The organism is Aquicoccus sp., assembly GCF_041686535.1.
Lineage (GTDB): Bacteria > Pseudomonadota > Alphaproteobacteria > Rhodobacterales > Rhodobacteraceae > Aquicoccus.
Map to the genome: position 1 here is coordinate 108,290 of NZ_JAWLDS010000001.1, position 18,032 is coordinate 126,321.

Annotated in this window: 15 protein-coding genes; 9 read left to right on the forward strand and 6 right to left on the reverse strand. The window is 61.1% G+C overall.

Translation table 11 applies throughout. From position 1 onward, the window contains the following. Positions 1-55 precede the first annotated feature (55 nt). The 5 genes from gltB (at position 56) to ACESL9_RS00530 (ending at position 9,251) form a co-directional block, all read left to right on the forward strand. Positions 56-4,603, forward strand: a complete 4,548-nt coding sequence (gene gltB / locus ACESL9_RS00510; RefSeq protein ID WP_372610294.1) for a glutamate synthase large subunit — start codon at positions 56-58, stop codon at positions 4,601-4,603. Between the two features lie 119 nt (positions 4,604-4,722). Next, complete coding sequence (gene mtgA, locus ACESL9_RS00515) at positions 4,723-5,463, forward strand: monofunctional biosynthetic peptidoglycan transglycosylase (protein WP_372674388.1); 741 nt, start codon at positions 4,723-4,725, stop codon at positions 5,461-5,463. 56 nt (positions 5,464-5,519) lie between these two features. After that, on the forward strand, positions 5,520-6,185 hold the full coding sequence (locus ACESL9_RS00520; RefSeq protein WP_372610290.1) for a glutathione S-transferase family protein: 666 nt from the start codon (positions 5,520-5,522) through the stop codon (positions 6,183-6,185). A 49-nt stretch (positions 6,186-6,234) separates the two neighbouring features. After that, complete coding sequence (gene queG / locus ACESL9_RS00525) at positions 6,235-7,260, forward strand: tRNA epoxyqueuosine(34) reductase QueG (RefSeq protein WP_372610288.1); 1,026 nt, start codon at positions 6,235-6,237, stop codon at positions 7,258-7,260. Continuing rightward, positions 7,257-9,251 (forward strand): ROK family protein, encoded by a 1,995-nt coding sequence (locus ACESL9_RS00530; protein WP_372674389.1) that lies wholly within the window; start codon positions 7,257-7,259, stop codon positions 9,249-9,251. Before queG ends, ACESL9_RS00530 begins: the two co-directional genes overlap by 4 nt. Here ACESL9_RS00530 and ACESL9_RS00535 read toward each other — a convergent pair whose 3' ends face one another. After that, complete coding sequence (locus ACESL9_RS00535; RefSeq protein ID WP_372610284.1) at positions 9,252-9,815, reverse strand: nucleotide exchange factor GrpE; 564 nt, start codon at positions 9,813-9,815, stop codon at positions 9,252-9,254. Positions 9,816-9,823: 8 nt separating this feature from the next. Beyond that, on the reverse strand, positions 9,824-10,894 hold the full coding sequence (gene hrcA / locus ACESL9_RS00540; RefSeq protein ID WP_372610282.1) for a heat-inducible transcriptional repressor HrcA: 1,071 nt from the start codon (positions 10,892-10,894) through the stop codon (positions 9,824-9,826). 118 nt (positions 10,895-11,012) lie between these two features. Between hrcA and rph the strand changes: the two genes are divergently transcribed. From rph to ACESL9_RS00560, 4 genes are read left to right on the forward strand one after another with little or no spacing between them, the layout of a single operon-like run. Beyond that, the gene (gene rph, locus ACESL9_RS00545) at positions 11,013-11,729 is read left to right on the forward strand and encodes a ribonuclease PH (RefSeq protein WP_372610280.1); all 717 of its coding nucleotides are present in this window, start codon (positions 11,013-11,015) and stop codon (positions 11,727-11,729) included. Then, positions 11,722-12,330: an RdgB/HAM1 family non-canonical purine NTP pyrophosphatase gene (gene rdgB, locus ACESL9_RS00550; protein WP_372610278.1), complete on the forward strand. Its 609-nt coding sequence runs from the start codon at positions 11,722-11,724 to the stop codon at positions 12,328-12,330. The genes rph and rdgB overlap by 8 nt, the downstream gene beginning before the upstream one ends. Next, positions 12,293-13,480: a radical SAM family heme chaperone HemW gene (hemW, locus tag ACESL9_RS00555; RefSeq protein WP_372610697.1), complete on the forward strand. Its 1,188-nt coding sequence runs from the start codon at positions 12,293-12,295 to the stop codon at positions 13,478-13,480. The genes rdgB and hemW overlap by 38 nt, the downstream gene beginning before the upstream one ends. Positions 13,481-13,483: 3 nt before the next feature. Then, positions 13,484-13,837 carry a YbaN family protein gene (locus ACESL9_RS00560; RefSeq protein WP_372610276.1) on the forward strand — a complete coding sequence of 118 codons (354 nt, stop codon included), beginning with the start codon at positions 13,484-13,486 and terminating at the stop codon, positions 13,835-13,837. On the opposite strand, the gene ACESL9_RS00565 is transcribed toward ACESL9_RS00560, so the two are convergent. The 4 genes from ACESL9_RS00565 to mnmG are packed head-to-tail and all read right to left on the reverse strand — an operon-like array spanning position 13,832 to position 18,023. Continuing rightward, positions 13,832-14,719, reverse strand: a complete 888-nt coding sequence (locus tag ACESL9_RS00565) for a ParB/RepB/Spo0J family partition protein (protein WP_372610274.1) — start codon at positions 14,717-14,719, stop codon at positions 13,832-13,834. The genes ACESL9_RS00560 and ACESL9_RS00565 overlap by 6 nt on opposite strands. Positions 14,720-14,735: 16 nt before the next feature. After that, positions 14,736-15,545, reverse strand: a complete 810-nt coding sequence (locus ACESL9_RS00570) for a ParA family protein (protein ID WP_372610272.1) — start codon at positions 15,543-15,545, stop codon at positions 14,736-14,738. After that, positions 15,538-16,149 carry a 16S rRNA (guanine(527)-N(7))-methyltransferase RsmG gene (gene rsmG, locus ACESL9_RS00575; RefSeq protein WP_372610270.1) on the reverse strand — a complete coding sequence of 204 codons (612 nt, stop codon included), beginning with the start codon at positions 16,147-16,149 and terminating at the stop codon, positions 15,538-15,540. Before rsmG ends, ACESL9_RS00570 begins: the two co-directional genes overlap by 8 nt. Beyond that, positions 16,149-18,023 carry a tRNA uridine-5-carboxymethylaminomethyl(34) synthesis enzyme MnmG gene (mnmG, locus tag ACESL9_RS00580; RefSeq protein WP_372610268.1) on the reverse strand — a complete coding sequence of 625 codons (1,875 nt, stop codon included), beginning with the start codon at positions 18,021-18,023 and terminating at the stop codon, positions 16,149-16,151. Before mnmG ends, rsmG begins: the two co-directional genes overlap by 1 nt. Between the last annotated feature and the right edge of the window lie 9 nt (positions 18,024-18,032).

The following is an 18,032-nucleotide window of genomic DNA, read 5'->3' on the forward strand; positions in this document are numbered from 1 at the left end:
AGAAACCGTGAATGCGGAGCACCGGGGCAACAGCGCCCGAAACGGAGGTGACAAGATGAAAGACCTTGAGATCCGGACCGAAAACTGGGCCGACGAGCAGGCGGCGCTGCGCGATTACGTGGCCAAGCACGGGATGTACGCACATGAGGACGAACACTCGTCCTGTGGTGTGGGCCTCGTGGTCAACCTCGACGGTCAGCCCTCGCGCCGCGTCGTCGAGGCCGGGATTGCCGCGCTCAAGGCGGTGTGGCACCGCGGCGCGGTGGATGCGGATGGCAAGACCGGCGACGGGGCGGGCATTCACCTGCAAATCCCGGTGCCGTTCTTTTACGACCAGATCCGCCGCACCGGGCATGAGCCGCGCAAGGACGAGTTGATTGCAGTGGGACAGGTGTTTTTGCCGCGCACGGATTTCGGCGCGCAAGAGACCTGCCGGACCATCGTGGAAACCGAGATCCTGCGCATGGGTTATTACATCTATGGCTGGCGGCACGTGCCCGTGGAGATCGAGTGCCTTGGCGAAAAGGCCAACGCGACCCGGCCCGAGATCGAGCAGATCATCCTGTCGAACACCAAGGGCGTGGACCAGGAAACGTTCGAGCGCGAGCTTTACGTGGTGCGCCGCCGCATCGAGAAGGCGGCGATGGCGGCCGGGATCCAGGGGCTTTACATCTGTTCGCTGTCCTGCCGGTCGATCATCTACAAGGGGATGATGCTGGCCGAGCAGGTGGCCGAGTTCTATCCTGATCTGCAGGATGCGCGGTTCGAGAGCGCCTATGCGCTTTACCACCAGCGCTACAGCACCAACACCTTTCCGCAATGGTGGCTGGCGCAGCCGTTCCGCATGCTGGCGCATAACGGCGAGATCAACACGCTCAAGGGCAATGTCAACTGGATGAAGAGCCATGAAATCCGAATGGCCTCATCCACCTTTGGCGACCTGGCCGAGGACATCAAGCCGATCATCCAGAACGGATCGTCGGATTCGGCCGCGCTTGACGCGGTGTTCGAGGTTCTGGTGCGCGCCGGGCGCAATGCGCCGATGGCCAAGACCATGCTGGTGCCGGAAAGCTGGTCGAAACAGGCGGTGGAACTGCCCGAGGCCTGGCGCGACATGTATTCCTACTGCAACTCGGTTATGGAGCCCTGGGACGGGCCTGCGGCGCTGGCCATGACCGATGGGCGCTGGGTCTGTGCGGGGCTGGATCGGAACGGGCTGCGCCCGATGCGCTATGTGGTGACAGGCGAGGGGATGCTGATCGCCGGGTCCGAGGCGGGCATGGTGCCGGTGGATGAATCGCGCGTGGTGGAGAAGGGCGCGCTGGGTCCCGGCCAGTTGCTGGCCGTTGACATGAAGGAGGGCACGCTCTTTCACGACACCGAGATCAAGGACAGGCTGGCCGCTGCGCAGCCCTTCGGCGAATGGGTCGGCAAGATCACCGAGCTGGACGAGCGGCTTGCCGAGGTCGAGGAAAAGCCGCTCTTTGCCGGCGATGAGCTGCGCAAGCGGCAGATCGCGGCGGGCTATACGCTTGAAGAGCTGGAGCAGATCCTTGCGCCGATGGCCGAGGACGGCAAGGAGGCGCTCGCCAGCATGGGCGACGATACGCCCAGCGCGGTCCTGTCCACGAAATACCGGCCACTGTCGCATTTCTTTCGCCAGAATTTCAGCCAGGTGACGAACCCGCCGATCGACAGCCTGCGGGAATTCCGGGTGATGAGCCTCAAGACGCGGTTCGGGAACCTCAAGAACGTGCTGGACGAGTCGAGCGCCCAGACCGAGATCATCGTGCTGGAAAGTCCGTTCGTCGGCAATGCGCAATGGGCCGAGCTGACCACGCTGCTCAACGCCGACCTGGTCGAGATCGATTGCACCTTTGCCGCGGGCGGAAGCGAGACCGCGCTGCGCGATGCGTTGGAGCGCGTCCGCGCCGAGGCCGAGGACGCGGTGCGCAGCGGGGCGGGGCATATCGTTCTGACCGACGAGCACCAAGGGCCGGACCGGGTGCCGATGCCGATGATCCTGGCCACGAGCGCGGTGCATTCGGGCCTGACCGCCAAGGGGCTGCGGACCTTCTGTTCGCTGAACGTGCGGTCCGCCGAATGCATCGATCCGCATTATTTCGCCGTTCTGGTGAGTGCGGGCGCAACGGTGGTCAATCCCTACCTGGCCGAGGATTCGATTGCCGACCGGATCGCGCGGGGCCTGCTGGAAGGGAGCCTGAGCGAGAATGTCGCGCGCTATCGCGAGGCGATCGACCAGGGGCTCCTGAAGATCATGGCCAAGATGGGGATCAGCGTGATCTCGTCCTATCGCGGCGGCCTGAATTTCGAGGCGGTCGGCCTCAGCCGGGCAATGTGCGCGGAGTACTTTCCCGGCATGACCAGTCGGATCAGCGGCATCGGCGTGAGCGGTATCCAGAAGAAGATCGAAGAGGTGCACCGGCAGGGCTGGCACATGGGCCGCGATGTTCTGCCGATCGGCGGCTTCTACAAGGCGCGCCGGTCGGGCGAGACGCACGCATGGGGCGCGCAGACGATGCACCTGATGCAGATGGCCTGCAACAAGGCGTCGTACGAGCTGTGGAAACAGTATTCCAAGGCGATACAGGCCAACCCGCCAATTCACCTGCGCGATCTCTTGGCGATCAAGCCGCTGGGCAATCCGCTGCCCATCGAGGAGGTCGAAAGCATCACCGCGATCCGCAAACGCTTTGTCACGCCGGGCATGAGCCTTGGCGCGCTCAGTCCCGAGGCACACAAGACCCTCAACGTGGCGATGAACCGGATCGGCGCCAAGTCAGACAGTGGCGAAGGCGGCGAAGACCCGGCGCATTTCGTGCCCGAACCGAACGGCGACAACCCCAGCGCCAAGATCAAGCAGGTCGCATCGGGACGGTTCGGGGTGACGGCGGAATACCTCAACCAGTGCGAGGAACTGGAAATCAAGGTGGCGCAAGGCGCCAAGCCCGGTGAGGGCGGGCAGCTTCCGGGGATGAAGGTCACCGACCTGATCGCGCGGCTGCGCCATTCGACCAAGGGTGTCACGTTGATCAGCCCGCCACCGCACCACGACATCTACAGCATCGAGGATCTGGCGCAGCTGATCTATGACCTCAAGCAGATCAACCCGCGCGCCAAGGTGACGGTGAAACTGGTCGCAAGCTCGGGCGTGGGCACGATTGCCGCCGGGGTGGCCAAGGCCAAGGCGGACGTGATCCTGATCTCGGGGCATAATGGCGGCACAGGGGCAAGCCCGGCGACATCCATCAAGTATGCCGGCCTGCCATGGGAGATGGGCCTGACCGAGGCGCACCAGGTTCTGGCGATGAACAAGCTGCGCGAGCGGGTGACATTGCGCACCGACGGCGGGCTGCGCACCGGGCGCGATATCGTGATGGCCGCGATGATGGGGGCCGAGGAATACGGCATCGGGACCGCCGCGCTCATCTCGATGGGGTGCATCATGGTGCGTCAGTGCCAGTCGAACACCTGTCCGGTCGGGGTCTGCACGCAGGATGAGGACCTGCGCGCGAAATTCACAGGCAGCGCGGAAAAGGTGGTGAACCTGATCACCTTCTACGCCCAGGAAGTGCGCGAGATCCTGGCCAGCATCGGCGCACGCAGCCTTGGCGAGGTGATCGGGCGTGCCGATCTTCTCAGCCAGGTCAGCCGCGGGGCCGACCATCTTGACGATCTCGATCTCAACCCGCTGTTGATCACGGTCGATGGCGCGAAGGACATCGTTTATAACCGTGAAAGAAAACGCAACAAGGTGCCCGCGACGCTGGATGCGGAGATCGTGCGCGATGCGCGGCGGTTCCTCGAGGACGGGGAGAAAATGCAGCTTTCCTATGCGGTGCAAAACACGCATCGGACGGTCGGCACGCGGCTCTCGTCCCATATCGTGCGCAATTTCGGGATGCGCAACGCACTTCAGCCCGACCACCTGACGGTGAAGTTGACGGGTTCGGCGGGGCAAAGCCTTGGGGCTTTTGCCGCGCCCGGCCTCAAGATCGAGGTGAGCGGGGACGCCAACGACTATGTCGGCAAGGGGCTTTCGGGCGGGCTTATCGTCGTGCGCCCGCCAATGGCGAGCCCGCTCGTGGCGAGCGAGAACACGATCATTGGCAACACCGTGCTTTACGGCGCGACCGACGGCTATCTGTTCGCGGCTGGCCGCGCGGGCGAGCGGTTCGCGGTGCGCAACTCGGGCGCCAGGGTGGTGATCGAGGGCTGCGGCAGCAACGGGTGCGAATACATGACCGGCGGCGTTGCCGTGATCCTGGGTTCGATCGGGGCCAATTTCGGGGCCGGGATGACAGGCGGCATGGCCTATCTCCATGATCCTGATGGCGAGGCGCGCAAACTGATGAACATGGAGACACTTGTCACCTGCCCGGTGACGGTGGCCCATTGGGAACAGGAGTTGAAGCAGCTGATCGAGCGCCACCTGGCCGAAACCGGAAGCCGCAAGGCCGCCGACATCCTGCAGCATTGGGAGCTTGAACGGGGTCATTTCCTTCAGGTCTGTCCCAAGGAGATGCTGGACAAGATCGAATATCCGCTGAGCGAGGAGAAAGGCGCGATTCCCGCGGAATAGGGACTGTTCCATGCCTGCATCCCGGTATCGTCGGCCAACCCTCTGTTTAGAGGGATGGCACCGGGGCGCTTGCATTCAAGACACTTTTTCCGCTTCGCGAAACCGCCTATAGCTGGGCCGTGGCACAGAAAGCGAAATCCAGCGGTAAAACCGCCAAACGCGACGCATGGGTCGATCAGGCGCTCGCACCCTATTGGTGGTTGCGAAAGTGGCTGATCAGGCTGACGCTTCTGGCGGTGATCGTGGTTCTGGGCGGAGTCGGGTGGTATTCGGTGACGAACCCGGGCCAGACCCCTTACATGCGCGCCGAGGCGCGTCGACTGGGCGCGCCGGTCGATCATGCATGGGTGCCGCTCACTTCGGTTGCGCCGGTGATGGCGCGATCGGTCGTGGCGGCGGAGGATGCCAATTTCTGCCTGCACTGGGGCTTTGACATGGAAGCGATCCGCACCGCGCTTGACGAGGGATCAGGGCGCGGGGCTTCAACCCTCAGTCAACAGGTGGTGAAGAATGTCTATCTCTGGCAGGGGCGAAACTGGACCCGCAAGGCGCTGGAGGCGGTTATCACCCCGGTCGTCGAGGCAATGTGGTCGAAGCGGCGGATCGTCGAGGTTTACCTCAACGTGGCGGAGTTCGACGAGGGCGTTTTCGGAATCGATGCAGCCGCCCAGCATTATTTCAGCGTGACCCCCGCCGATCTGAGCCCGGTTCAGGCCGCGCGGCTGGCCGCGGTTCTGCCGAGCCCCAAGACACGCTCTGCGGCCCGGCCGGCGCGCGGGCTTGCGCTTCGGGCCACGGCCATCATGGACGGGGCGGAAACAATTCGCCGGGACGGGCGGGCAAGCTGTTTCGAGGATTGAAAATCCTACGCCAAACCGGCATTGAGGGTGTGTCTTTCACAACCCAGACCTGAGCCATGGCCAAACTATATCACGTTCCGCTGTCCCCGTTCTGCCGCAAGGTTCGTCTCAGCCTGGCAGAGAAGAAGATCGAATGTGAGCTGATCGAGGAGCGCTATTGGGAACAGGACCCTGATTTCCTGCGGCGCAACCCGGCGGGAAAGATCCCGGTCTTGAAGATCGACGGGATGATCCTGTCGGAGAGCGCCGCGATTTGCGAGTATCTCGAGGAAACCCGGCCCGATGTGCCGCTTTTGCCAAGGGATCCGGTCGGGCGGTTCGAGGTGCGGCGTCTCGTCGGGTGGTTCGATGACAAGTTCCACCGTGAAGTGACCGCGAACCTTGTCTATGAGCGGGTCAACAAGAAGGTGATGAAGCAGGGGTATCCGGATTCTAAGAACGTCAAGACCGGGTCGCAGAAGATCAAGTATCACCTAGATTACATGGCCTGGCTTCTGGATCAGCGGCGATGGCTGGCCGGTGACGTGTTGACCCTGGCCGATTTCGCCGCGGCGGCGCACCTGTCCGCGCTCGATTATATCTCGGACGTGGATTGGAACCGAAGCGAGGTGGTCAAGGATTGGTACGCCAAGATCAAGTCGCGGCCCGCGTTTCGCGGCATCCTGGCCGATCAGGTGCCGGGATTTCCACCGCCGGCGCATTATGCCGACCTGGATTTCTGAATGGGGGCGTTGCCCCCATACCCCCAGAGTATTTTCGGCAAGATGAAGCATGGGGCATGATCTGAAAACCCGACTGGTGGAGCGCGCGCGCGCCGAAGGTTTCGCGGCGGCGCGGATATGTCGACCATGGGATGTCCCGCATGTGATGGGGGATCTAAGGGGGTTTCTGGCCGAAGGTTATCACGGCACCATGGGGTGGCTGACTGAGCGGGTGCAGTGGCGGGGCGACCCGGCCGCGCTTTGGCCAGAGGCACAGTCTGTGATCGTTCTGGCGGAAAATTACGGGGCCGGGGAAATTGAACCTGTGCCGGATCATGCCGGAACAGTGTCGATTTATGCCCGCAACCGGGATTACCATGACGTGGTCAAGAAGCGGCTCAAGCGGGTGGCGCGGTGGCTGATCGAAGAGGCGGGGGGCGAGCTCAAGGTCTTTGTCGATACCGCGCCGGTACCGGAAAAACCGCTGGGACAGGCGGCGGGACTGGGGTGGCAGGGCAAGCATACCAACCTGGTGAGCCGGGAATTGGGGAGCTGGTTTTTCATCGGTTCGATCTTTACCACGCTGGACCTGCCGGTGGACCCGCGGGAGGTGGATCATTGCGGGTCGTGCCGGGCCTGTCTCGATGCCTGTCCGACCGGGGCGTTTCCGGCGCCTTACAGGATCGACGCGCGGCGCTGCATTTCCTATCTCACGATCGAGCACAAGGGGCCGGTTGATGAAGCACTGCGGCCAATGCTCGGCAACCGGATTTACGGCTGTGATGATTGCCTGGCAGCTTGCCCGTGGAACAAGTTCGCTGTGGCTGCACACGAAGTCAAATACCATGCGCGCGCGGACCTGATCGCGCCGCCATTGGCGGAGTTGGCAGGACTGGACGATGTCCAGTTCCGGCAGAAATTCAGCGGCTCGCCAATCAAGCGGATCGGGCGGGGTCGGTTCGTGAGAAACGTGCTTTACGCCATCGGGAACTCGGGCGATCCCGGGCTGATCCCGGTGGCGCAGGCGCTTGTCGATGACGCAGAGCCGGTGGTGGCGGATGCGGCGCGCTGGGCCATCGAGAGGTTGCGGGGATGAGCCTTCTTCTGGGGGTGGACACGGGCGGCACCTATACCGATGCCGCCCTCGTCCGTGATGAGCGCGAGGTCGTGGCGCGCGCCAAGGCGCTGACCACGCGGCACGACCTGGCCGAGGGGATCGGCAAGGCGGTGTCCGAGGTTCTCGCGGCAGCTGGCGCGCAGCCTGGCGAGGTGAGCCTGGCCGCGCTTTCGACGACATTGGCAACCAATGCACTGGTCGAGGGGCAAGGCGGGCGGGTTGGATTGGTCTATATCGGATTCTCCGAGGCGGACCTTACGCGGAACGGTCTGGATCGCGCGTTGAACGGTGAACCGGTGCTGTTGCTGGACGGTGGCCACGATCACGCGGGTGTTGCACGCTCTGCGCTTGATCTTGACGTGATTTCGGCCTGGTTACAGACAATCCCGGACGTGTCGGCCTTTGCCGTGGCAAGCCAGTTCGCAACCCGGAACCCCGAGCACGAGAACGCGGTGGCGGAGATGATACGGACCCGGACGGGCAAGCCGGTGTCCTGTTCGCATCACCTTTCGGCGCGGTTGAACGGGCCCAAGCGGGCGCTGACGGCGCTTTTGAACGCTCGGTTGATCGGGATGATCACGCGGTTGATCGCGCGAGCCGAGGAAAAACTGGGCGAAATCGGCATCGAGGCGCCCCTGATGGTGGTACGGGGGGATGGCGCGCTCATTTCCGCGGCGGTGGCACGCGAAAGGCCGATCGAGACGATCCTGAGCGGACCCGCCGCATCGCTCGTGGGGGCAGCGTGGTTGACCGGGATGCGTGATGCGCTGGTGTCGGATATCGGGGGGACAACCACGGATGTGGCCCTGCTGCTTAACGGCAAGCCAGAGATCGACCCGGAGGGGGCACAAGTGGGTGGGTTTCGCACGATGGTCGAAGCCGTCGCGATGCGCACGACCGGATTGGGCGGTGACAGCGAAGTGCGGCTTGCAACCGAGGGCCTGGCCGGTGGGATCGAATTGGGGCCCCGGCGGGTGGTGCCGGTGAGCCTTTTGGCGCTGGAGGCCCCCGATATCGTCTTGCCGGTTCTGGAAGAACAGCGCCGCGCGAGCACGGCAAGCGAGTTCGACGGGATGTTCCTGCGGCGGGTCATCGGTGCGGATGATCAAGGACTTTCGGTTCGGGAAAGCGAGATTCTCGCACGAATCACGGGTGTTCATCCGGTTTCTACGGTGTTGCGCGCACGTATGGAGCGGCAGGCACTGGCGCGGCTTCGGGATCGCGGGATCATCCAGTTTGGCGGGGTGACACCATCGGATGCCTGCCATTTGCTGGGGCTGTTTAGTGCGTGGGATGGGCAGGCGGCCCGGCTTGTGCTTGGGCTGTTGGCACGCAAACGGACGGGGGCGGGCAACGCCTTGGCGGCGGGGCCGGAAGCGATGGCCCGGATGATTGTTGATCAGCTGACGCGGCAGAGCGTATCGGCCTTGTTAGAGACTGTTCTGTCGCATGACGAAGGGTTTGGGCCGGGCCATGAACAGCTTGCACGTCATGTCCTGATGCAGAAGGGGCTGGATGGGCACAAGGGACTTTTGCGCATGGAGGCCGGCCTGAACATTCCGGTGGTGGGCCTGGGGGCGTCGGCACGCAGCTACTACCCGGCGGTTGGCCGACGACTTGGTTGTGAAATGATCCTGCCCGACGATGGCGGTGTGGCCAACGCGATCGGAGCGGTCGTGGGGCGGGTCACGATGCGCCGATCGGGGACCGTGACCTGCCCGGCGGAAGGCTGTTTCCGAACGCATGGCGCGCAGGGCCCAAGGGATTTCGCCACGGCCGAGGCGGCAATGAACGCACTTGAGGAAGAGCTTGAAACCGTGGTGCGGAGCGAGGCCGGGACGGCCGGGGCGGATGAAATCGAAATGCGCCGGACAAGGGATATCCGTCACAGCGAGGTCGAGGGGCGCGATGTTTTCATCGAGGCGCAGATCACCCTTGAAGCGACGGGGCGGCCGCGGATCGCCCGGTGATCACCCTTTCGGCGTGGAGGACACGCCGACCTGTGCGGGGCGCAGCAGGCGGTCGTGCAACATGAACCCTTCGGTCGAGACCTGGATGATGTCACCGGCATTGGTGCCGGGCACCGGGGCCTCGAACATCGCCTCGTGGACCTGGGGATCGAAGCGGTCGCCGACCTGTGGCGAGATCACAGTGATCCCGTGCTTGCCGAACACGTTGAGAAGTTCACGCATCGTGAGCTCGATACCTTCGATCAGGGCGGTCGACATCTCGCGTTGCTCGTCGGTGACAGCTTCGAGTGCCCGTTTCATGTTGTCATAAACCGGGAGCATGTCACGGGCGAGTTTCGAACCACCGTATTGTTCGGCATCGCGGCGCATCTTGTCGCCGCGTTTGCGCGCGTTCTCGGCATCGGCCAGCGCGCGCATGAATTTGTCCTTGAGCGCGTCACGTTCGCTGCGCAGGGCGTCAAGCTCGGCCTCGACAGGGTCAATTTCGTCCATTTCCTCGGCCAGCTCTTCGGTCTCGGCAGCTGTGATGTCGTCGAGAAACTCTTCTTCCTTGCGCTCTGCCATGTGTCTACTCACCTCTGAGTTCGGTCGGAAATCAGGCGTCCGACCAGTTGTGCTGTATAGTCGACGATCGGGACGATGCGGCCATAATTGAGGCGCGTGGGGCCGATGACGCCCACCGCTCCGATAATCTTACGATCAGCGTTCATATATGGAGACACCACCAAAGAGGAACCCGAAAGTGAGAAAAGTTTATTCTCCGAACCGATAAAGATGCGCACGCCCTCGCCCTCTTCGGCCAGTTCGAGGAATTCGGCGATGTCTCGTTTGCGTTCCAGGTCGTCAAAGAGCGTCTTGATGCGGTCGAGGCCGTTTTCTCCCTCATCGTCTGACAGGAGGTGCGAGCGGCCGCGCACGATCAGGCGTTCGTTGGTTTCGCCCTGCCCATCCCAGACGGCAAGTCCGCTCTCGACCAGCCCATGGGCGAGTTGGTCGATTTCGCGGCGGCGCGATTCGATCTCGGAGCGCATCACCGTGTTGACCTCTGAGAGGGTGCGCCCCTCGATGATGGCATTGAGGAAGTTCGCGGCCTCCCGCATGGCGCTGGGGGTGGCACCGGGGGGTGGTGCGAAAACGCGGTTCTCGACATGTCCGTCAGCATAGACAAGCACGACCAGGGCGCGGTCATGGGCGAGGGCTACGAACTCGATATGCTTGATCGGTGCCTCGGTTTTCGGTGCAAGCACGAGCGACGCCCCGCGGGTGACACCGGAAAGGGCCGAGCCGATCCGGTCAAGCATCGAGTTGACGTCGCCCGAATTGGTGCCGAGGGTTTCATCGAGTTTCTGGCGGTCGTCATTCTGAAGGTCGGACACTTCGAGCAGGCCATCGACGAACATGCGCAGTCCGGTCTGGGTTGGAATGCGACCGGCGGAGACATGCGGGCTGTCGAGCAGCCCGAGAAATTCGAGATCCTGCATCACGTTGCGGATGGTCGCCGCGCTGACCTTTTCGCTCATCGTTCGGGTGAGCGTGCGAGAACCAACGGGATCGCCGGTTTCGAGATAGGATTCGACGACGCGGCGAAACACCTCGCGCGACCGGTGATTGAGTTCTTCCAGGAGTTTACTGCTGTCTTTCATGATGTCGATCCGATCACGGCAGCGGTCATTAGATGTGTCAGGCCACAAAAGGTCAATCGGGGTTGCGCTTTGCACGGGGCCACCTGTATCCCGTGGACAACCATAGAAAGGAATGACCATGCGGCCCTCGGGTAGAGACTTAAGTGAAATGCGGCCCGTTTCAATCGAAACCGGTGTCACGAAACATGCGGAAGGATCCTGCATGATCCGCGTGGGCGATACACACGTCCTGTGCACCGCAACGATCGAGGATCGCGTGCCACCTTTCGTGAAAGGCACGGGGCTGGGCTGGGTGACAGCGGAATACGGGATGTTGCCGCGCTCGACGGGCAGCCGGATGCGGCGTGAGGCCACTGCCGGCAAGCAGGGCGGCCGCACCGTCGAGATTCAACGCCTGATTGGCCGATCGCTGCGCGCCGGGGTCGATCGCGTTGCATTGGGCGAGCGGCAGATCACGGTGGATTGCGATGTCATCCAGGCCGATGGTGGCACGCGCTGCGCGGCAATCACCGGCGGCTGGGTTGCGTTGCGGCTGGCAGTCAACAAGTTGATGAATGCGGGTGACGTGATTTCCGACCCGCTGGTGGAGCCGGTGGCAGCGGTGTCTTGCGGCATCTATGCCGGGCAACCGGTGCTTGACCTCGATTACCTCGAGGACAGCGAGGCCGGGGTGGACGGAAATTTCGTCATGCTGGGCAACGGGCGCCTCATCGAAGTGCAGATGAGCGCCGAGGGCGCGACATTCACGCGCGCGCAGATGGATACGTTGATGGAGCTGGCGGCACGCGGTGTCGGTGAGCTGGCCACGATGCAGAAGGCGGCGTCAAGTGCGTAGGTTCGAGGGTTCCGAGCTTGTGATCGCAACGCACAACAACGGCAAGTTGCGTGAGATTTCGGCCTTGTTAGAGCCGTTCGGCGTGCGCGTCAGTTCGGCCTCGGAACATGGTCTGGAAGAGCCGGAAGAGACCGAAGACACGTTTGCCGGAAACGCCCGGATCAAGGCGCATTTTGCAGCCCGCGGGACTGGTCTGCCGGCTCTTTCGGATGACAGCGGGCTCATGGTGACGGCGCTTGACGGTGCGCCCGGTGTCTACACCGCAGACTGGGCGGAAACATCGCAAGGCCGCGATTTTCCGATGGCGATGAAAAAGGTCTGGACCCTGCTCGAGAACGAAAATGCACCGCTCCCGCGCAAGGCGGCCTTTGTTTGCACGCTTTGCCTCGCTTGGCCGGACGGGCATGACGAGGTTTTCGAAGGACGGGTCGAAGGACAGGTCGTGTGGCCAATGCGGGGTGAGAATGGGTTCGGTTTCGACCCGATGTTCCTGCCCGATGGTGAAGAAGAAACCTTTGGAGAGATGGACCCCGAACGCAAACATGCGATGAGTCATCGTGCGGATGCGTTCCGGCAACTCGTGCAGGGCTGCTTTGACTGAAGATTGGCAGAGCGGCGGCTTCGGGATTTACATTCACTGGCCGTTTTGTGAATCGAAATGCCCCTATTGCGACTTCAACAGCCATGTAGCGGCTGAGATCGACGAATCCCGCTGGGTTAGAGCCTATTTGCAAGAGCTTGACCGCTATGCGGCATTGGTGCCCGACCGACTTCTGACCTCGGTCTATTTCGGGGGTGGCACACCGAGCCTGATGGCGCCCGAGACCGTGGCGAAAGTGATGGAGCGCATCCGCCACATTTGGCCGGTGCGCAACGATTTCGAAGTGACGCTCGAAGCCAATCCCGGTTCGGTCGAGGCCGGGCGTTTTCGCGGATACGCTCAAGCTGGTGTCAACCGCGTTTCGATGGGCGTTCAGGCGCTGAATGACGATGCGCTGCGGCGGCTGGGGCGCTTGCATTCGGTCAAGGAGGCGCTTTCGGCCTTTGATGTCGCACGAAACCAGTTCGACCGCGTCAGTTTCGACCTGATCTATGCCCGCCAGGGACAGGCATTGGCCGAATGGGAGGCCGAGTTGAAACAGGCGCTGAATCTCGCAGTCGATCACCTGTCACTCTATCAACTGACCATCGAGCCGGGAACCGCTTTTGGCGACCGATACGACAGAGGCCGATTGAGAGGATTGCCAGACGAGGACCTTTCTGCCGATATGTATCAAGCGACGCAAACGCTCTGCGAGGATGCAGGGTTTGGCGCCTATGAAGTCTCGAATCATGCGCGAACCGGCTCGGAATCCCGGCATAACCTGATCTATTGGCGATACGGGGATTATGTAGGGATCGGTCCCGGGGCACATGGGCGCGTGACAATCGGCGGTGATCGGTTTGCGTCCGAAACTCCGCTGATGCCCAAAGCCTGGCTGGATATGGCGGATGCAGGAAACGGTGAAAACCTGTGCCGAACGTTGACGCGGCAAGATCAAGCCGAAGAATTCCTGATGATGGGACTGCGCCTGCGCGATGGGGTTGACCTCGACCGCTATGCTCGCCTGCGTGGTGAGCCCGTCGATGCCCATGTTTTGGTCCATCTCGAAGAGATCGGCATGATCTTGCGCGAGGGACAAACAGTCAAGGTGACAGAGGGCGGCCGCATGGTGTTGAATGCAGTGATCAGAGAGTTTTTGTCAGGATAAGATATGCGATTTTTATGGGCTGGCTTGGGGCTGCTCTGCGTTCTGCTGGGGCTGATCGGTGCTGTGCTGCCGCTGGTTCCGACCGTTCCGTTCATGTTGCTCGCTGCATTCTTCTTTGCGCGCTCATCCGAGCGGATGCACAACTGGCTCCTGTCGCATCCCCAGTTCGGCCCGGCGATCGTGGATTGGCAGACCAACGGGGCCATCAATTCTCGTGTCAAACGGATTTCAACGCTTTCGATTGCTGCGGTCTTCGGGCTGTCCCTGGTGCTTGGGGTGAGACCGATGATCCTTGGCATACAAGCGGTCGTGCTTTGCCTCGTCCTGATCTTTATCTGGACGCGCCCGAACTCATAACGTGAGTTTGCGGCAAAGTTCGTCCAGCTCGTCCAGCGATGTATAACGGATCGAGACTTGGCCCGATTCGCGGCCGCTGTCGTGATTGACAGTCACTTTCATTCCGAGATTCGCCGAGAGATCACCCTCAAGCGCAACGGTATCCGCGTCTTTCACGGGATTCCGGCTCGCGCCTGCACTGGATGTTTTTTCCTCGGGCGGCTTCTTGGCCAACTTTTCCGTCTCACGCACCGAAAGCCCCTTGGATACGACAATGCGCGCCAGCGATGCTGGATCATCCGACGTGATCAGGGCGCGGGCATGACCGGCAGATATCTGATCCTTTTCGAGGTAATCAATGACCTCCCTGGGCAGGCTCAAAAGGCGCATCTGGTTGGCGATGTGGGACCGGCTCTTGCCCAGCGCCTTGGCAAGTTGATCCTGCGTGTGGCCGAAACGTTCGATCAGCTGACGATACCCGGCCGCCTCTTCGACAGGATTCAGATCGGCACGCTGGATATTTTCGATAATTGCAACCTCAAGAACCTCGGTATCGTCAAATTCTCGAACGATAACAGGTACTTCATGAAGTTGCGCGATCTGCGCCGCGCGCCAGCGCCGTTCACCCGCGACGATCTGGAACTTCCTGGCGTCAGCTGGGTCGGGGCGAACGATCAAGGGCTGGATGATGCCCTTCTCCCGTATCGATTCGGCGAGGTCCTCGAGCGTGTCACTGTCAAAGTTCCGACGTGGTTGATCCGGGTTTGGCGCGATTACTTCGATCGGCAGGTACTGTTCCGCCCGACGTGCGGAGGCGTCGGAAGTCGATGCCGGCGCATCATTGTTCACGTCCGACATAAGCGCCGAAAGTCCACGACCCAGCCCGCGTTTCTTCTCAACCATTTTCTGGTCCTTCCGATTATGCCGCTGCGCGGTTGTTGTTGCCCAGGATTTCATGCGCCAGGCTTCGATAGGCCTGAGCACCCTTGGATTCGCTGTCATAGCTGAGCACGGGCATCGAATAGGATGGGGCCTCGCTGACACGGACATTTCGCGGTATCATGGTTCTGAACACCAGATCGCCCAGATTGTCGCGCGCATCGCTCTCAACCTGTTGTGAAAGTCGGTTTCGGCCATCATACATGGTCAGAACGATGCCCTCGATCCGAAGCTCCGGGTTGGCTGTTTGCCGAACCTCACGCAGCGTGATCATCAGTTGCGACAATCCTTCAAGCGCGAAGAACTCGCTTTGCAGCGGTACAAGAACGGAATGCGCGGCAACCATCGCGTTGATGGTCAGGATGTTCAGTGAAGGCGGGCAATCAATCAGGATGAAATCGAAATCAAAGCTGTCCATCGCGGGCTGACGGAGGGCATCATGCAAAAGAAAGCTACGCTTTTCATTTGAAATCAGCTCAATATCCGCCGAGCTGAGATCGACCGTGGCCGGCACGATCCGAAGGTTACGGGTATCGGTCTCAAGAATGATCTCGGAGAGCGGAATGTCATCCAGGAGCAGATCATAGGTGGTGTATCGTCGCGCGTCTCCCTCCACTCCAAGCCCCGTGGATGCGTTTCCTTGCGGATCGAGATCTACAACGAGAACCTTCTGGCCGGTTTCAGCCAACGCCGCCCCGAGGTTTATGGTGGTTGTCGTCTTGCCAACGCCACCTTTCTGGTTGGCCACTGCGATGATTTTCGGGCCAGGCGGCCGGGTGGGATCAGACACGTGAAAGTCCTTTGATTTTCAGAATGACGGCGTCGGATTCGGTCACGCTCGGGATTGCATCATACTCAAAATGCCATGAAAGCGATGCGGTTTGAACCTCGGATTTCCAGTTTACACCCTTTGGGAACAAGCAAATCCCGTCACTGGACAAGTGAGGCCCTGCAAGCTCGAGAAGGCGTGAAAGCGCGGCAAGGGCCCGCGCGGAGATCACATCGGCTTTCAAAGGTGGGATGCCTTCAATGCGGGCCGGGATCACCGTTCCTGCGACACCGACTTCGCGCAGAACCGCGCGAAGAAAGGCGGCTTTTCGTTTGTCGCTCTCAATCAGCGTGACTTTCTGAGGATAGCCCAGATCCTTGGCGCAGATCGCAATGACCAGTCCGGGAAAACCTCCTCCGGCCCCAATGTCTGCCCAATGGTCGACCTCATTACCGACACAACGCAGGAGTTGAAGGGAGTCCTGAACGTGACGGACCCAGAGGTCGGACAACGTGGATTTTGCGACGAGGTTGATCTTCGAGTTCCACTTTTCGAGAAGATTGGCAAAACTTCTCAACTTGTCGAGCGTTTCACGTGAAACACCGAGTGTGTCACCCTCGTGCATCAGGCCGATTTCTCCCGCCGGTCCTGGCGAAGCTTGACGAGTAATAGCGCGAGCGCGGCCGGCGTCATTCCGTCGATACGCCCCGCCTGACCAAGATTCGTCGGCCGGGCCACCGCAAGTTTGGATTTGAGCTCCGTCGACAATCCTGCGATTCCATCGAACTGAAAATCAGGCGGTATCACATGCCCTTCATCACGCTTCATCGCCTCGACATCGCGTTTCTGACGCTCGATGTAGTTCACATAGAGCGCTTCCCTTTCAAGCTGTTCCTGAATTTCCGTGTCGATCTCGGAAAACTCCGGGGCCAATGCAACAAGATCTCTGAACGAAATATCGGGTAGGGCCAAAACAGCCACCCCGTTTCGCCGGGTTCCGTCCTTGCTCATTGCAACGCCGGCCTTGCTCAACTGGCTGGGCGTCCAGTTTCGCGATTCCAGCATCGCTCTGCCCTGGACAAGCTTTTCCGATTTCGCTTCGAAGGCGGATTTTCGTTTCTCGGACACACAGCCAAGCGCAATCGCTTTCGGCGTCAATCGCTGATCGGCGTTGTCAGCCCGCAAGGCGAGGCGAAATTCTGCGCGCGATGTGAACATGCGATAGGGTTCCGTCACACCACGCGTGATCAGGTCATCAACCATCACGCCGATATAACTTTCGGACCGGCTGAAGATCTGGGAGTCCCGGCCCAAGCAAGACAAGGCAGCATTGAGCCCCGCAACGAGCCCTTGTGCCGCGGCTTCCTCGTATCCGGTTGTGCCATTGATCTGACCCGCCAGATACAAACCGGGCACCGACTTGAGGGCCAAGGTGGCGTCAAGCGCACGTGGATCGACATAGTCATATTCGATTGCATAGCCGGGTTGGAGAATGACCGCATTTTCAAGGCCCAGGATCGATCTCACGTATTCATCCTGAACGTCCGGGGGGAGAGACGTTGAGATCCCGTTGGGATAGACCGTGTGATCCTCAAGCCCTTCGGGCTCGAGGAAGATCTGGTGGGAGGTCTTGTCTGCAAATCGAACGATCTTGTCTTCGATGGACGGGCAATAGCGTGGTCCGACGCCTTCGATATGGCCGCCATACATGGCAGACTTGGAAAGGTTACCCTCTATGATCTCGTGCGTTCTTTCATTGGTATGGGTAATCGCGCAGGAAATCTGTCGCGCGGTCGGGGCTTCTGAAAGAAAGGAAAACAACGTGGGATCCTCATCTCCCCGCTGCTTCTCGAGAATATCCCAGTTGATCGTCCTTCCATCCAGACGGGGCGGCGTTCCGGTTTTCAATCGCCCGAGCGAGATCAAGAAACTGTCGAGCCGCTCCGCGAGCTTCACGGATGGCCGGTCGCCCATGCGTCCACCAGGCCGCGATTGATCTCCGACGTGGATAACTCCGCGCAGAAAGGTTCCCGTTGTCAGGATGACAGCATGAGCGACAATCTCGCTTCCATCTGCCAGTCGAATCCCCGAAACCCGTTCGCCCGACATGATGAAATCGATTGTTTCACCTTCTATGATCGTAAGGTTTTCCTGGGAAATGGTGGCCGCCAACATTTCTTGGCGATAGATGCCACGATCCGCCTGCGCACGCGGCCCTTGAACCGCGGGGCCCTTTCGGCGGTTAAGCAAGCGGAATTGAATTCCGGCCAGATCCGAAACCCGACCCATGACACCATCCATCGCATCAATCTCGCGAACAAGATGCCCCTTGCCCAAGCCACCAATCGCCGGGTTGCATGACATCACGCCAATATCCGCCTGACGCAAGGTCACGAGCGCAGTGTGCACGCCCATCCGCGCCGCCGCATGTGCGGCTTCGGTCCCGGCATGTCCACCGCCGACAACAATCACATCGAAATCATGTTTCACGTGAAACACCCCTGTCTT

Excerpts from the sequence above, each read along its gene's own strand:
- gltB (WP_372610294.1), top strand. The coding sequence starts at position 56 with ATGAAAGACCTTGAGATCCGGACCGAAAACTGGGCCGACGAGCAGGCG.
- ACESL9_RS00520 (WP_372610290.1), top strand. The coding sequence starts at position 5,520 with ATGGCCAAACTATATCACGTTCCGCTGTCCCCGTTCTGCCGCAAGGTT.
- queG (WP_372610288.1), top strand. The coding sequence starts at position 6,235 with ATGGGGCATGATCTGAAAACCCGACTGGTGGAGCGCGCGCGCGCCGAA.
- ACESL9_RS00530 (WP_372674389.1), top strand. The coding sequence starts at position 7,257 with ATGAGCCTTCTTCTGGGGGTGGACACGGGCGGCACCTATACCGATGCC.
- ACESL9_RS00535 (WP_372610284.1), bottom strand. The coding sequence starts at position 9,815 with ATGGCAGAGCGCAAGGAAGAAGAGTTTCTCGACGACATCACAGCTGCC.
- hrcA (WP_372610282.1), bottom strand. The coding sequence starts at position 10,894 with ATGAAAGACAGCAGTAAACTCCTGGAAGAACTCAATCACCGGTCGCGC.
- rph (WP_372610280.1), top strand. The coding sequence starts at position 11,013 with ATGCGGCCCTCGGGTAGAGACTTAAGTGAAATGCGGCCCGTTTCAATC.
- hemW (WP_372610697.1), top strand. The coding sequence starts at position 12,293 with ATGCGTTCCGGCAACTCGTGCAGGGCTGCTTTGACTGAAGATTGGCAG.
- ACESL9_RS00560 (WP_372610276.1), top strand. The coding sequence starts at position 13,484 with ATGCGATTTTTATGGGCTGGCTTGGGGCTGCTCTGCGTTCTGCTGGGG.
- ACESL9_RS00565 (WP_372610274.1), bottom strand. The coding sequence starts at position 14,719 with ATGGTTGAGAAGAAACGCGGGCTGGGTCGTGGACTTTCGGCGCTTATG.
- rsmG (WP_372610270.1), bottom strand. The coding sequence starts at position 16,149 with ATGCACGAGGGTGACACACTCGGTGTTTCACGTGAAACGCTCGACAAG.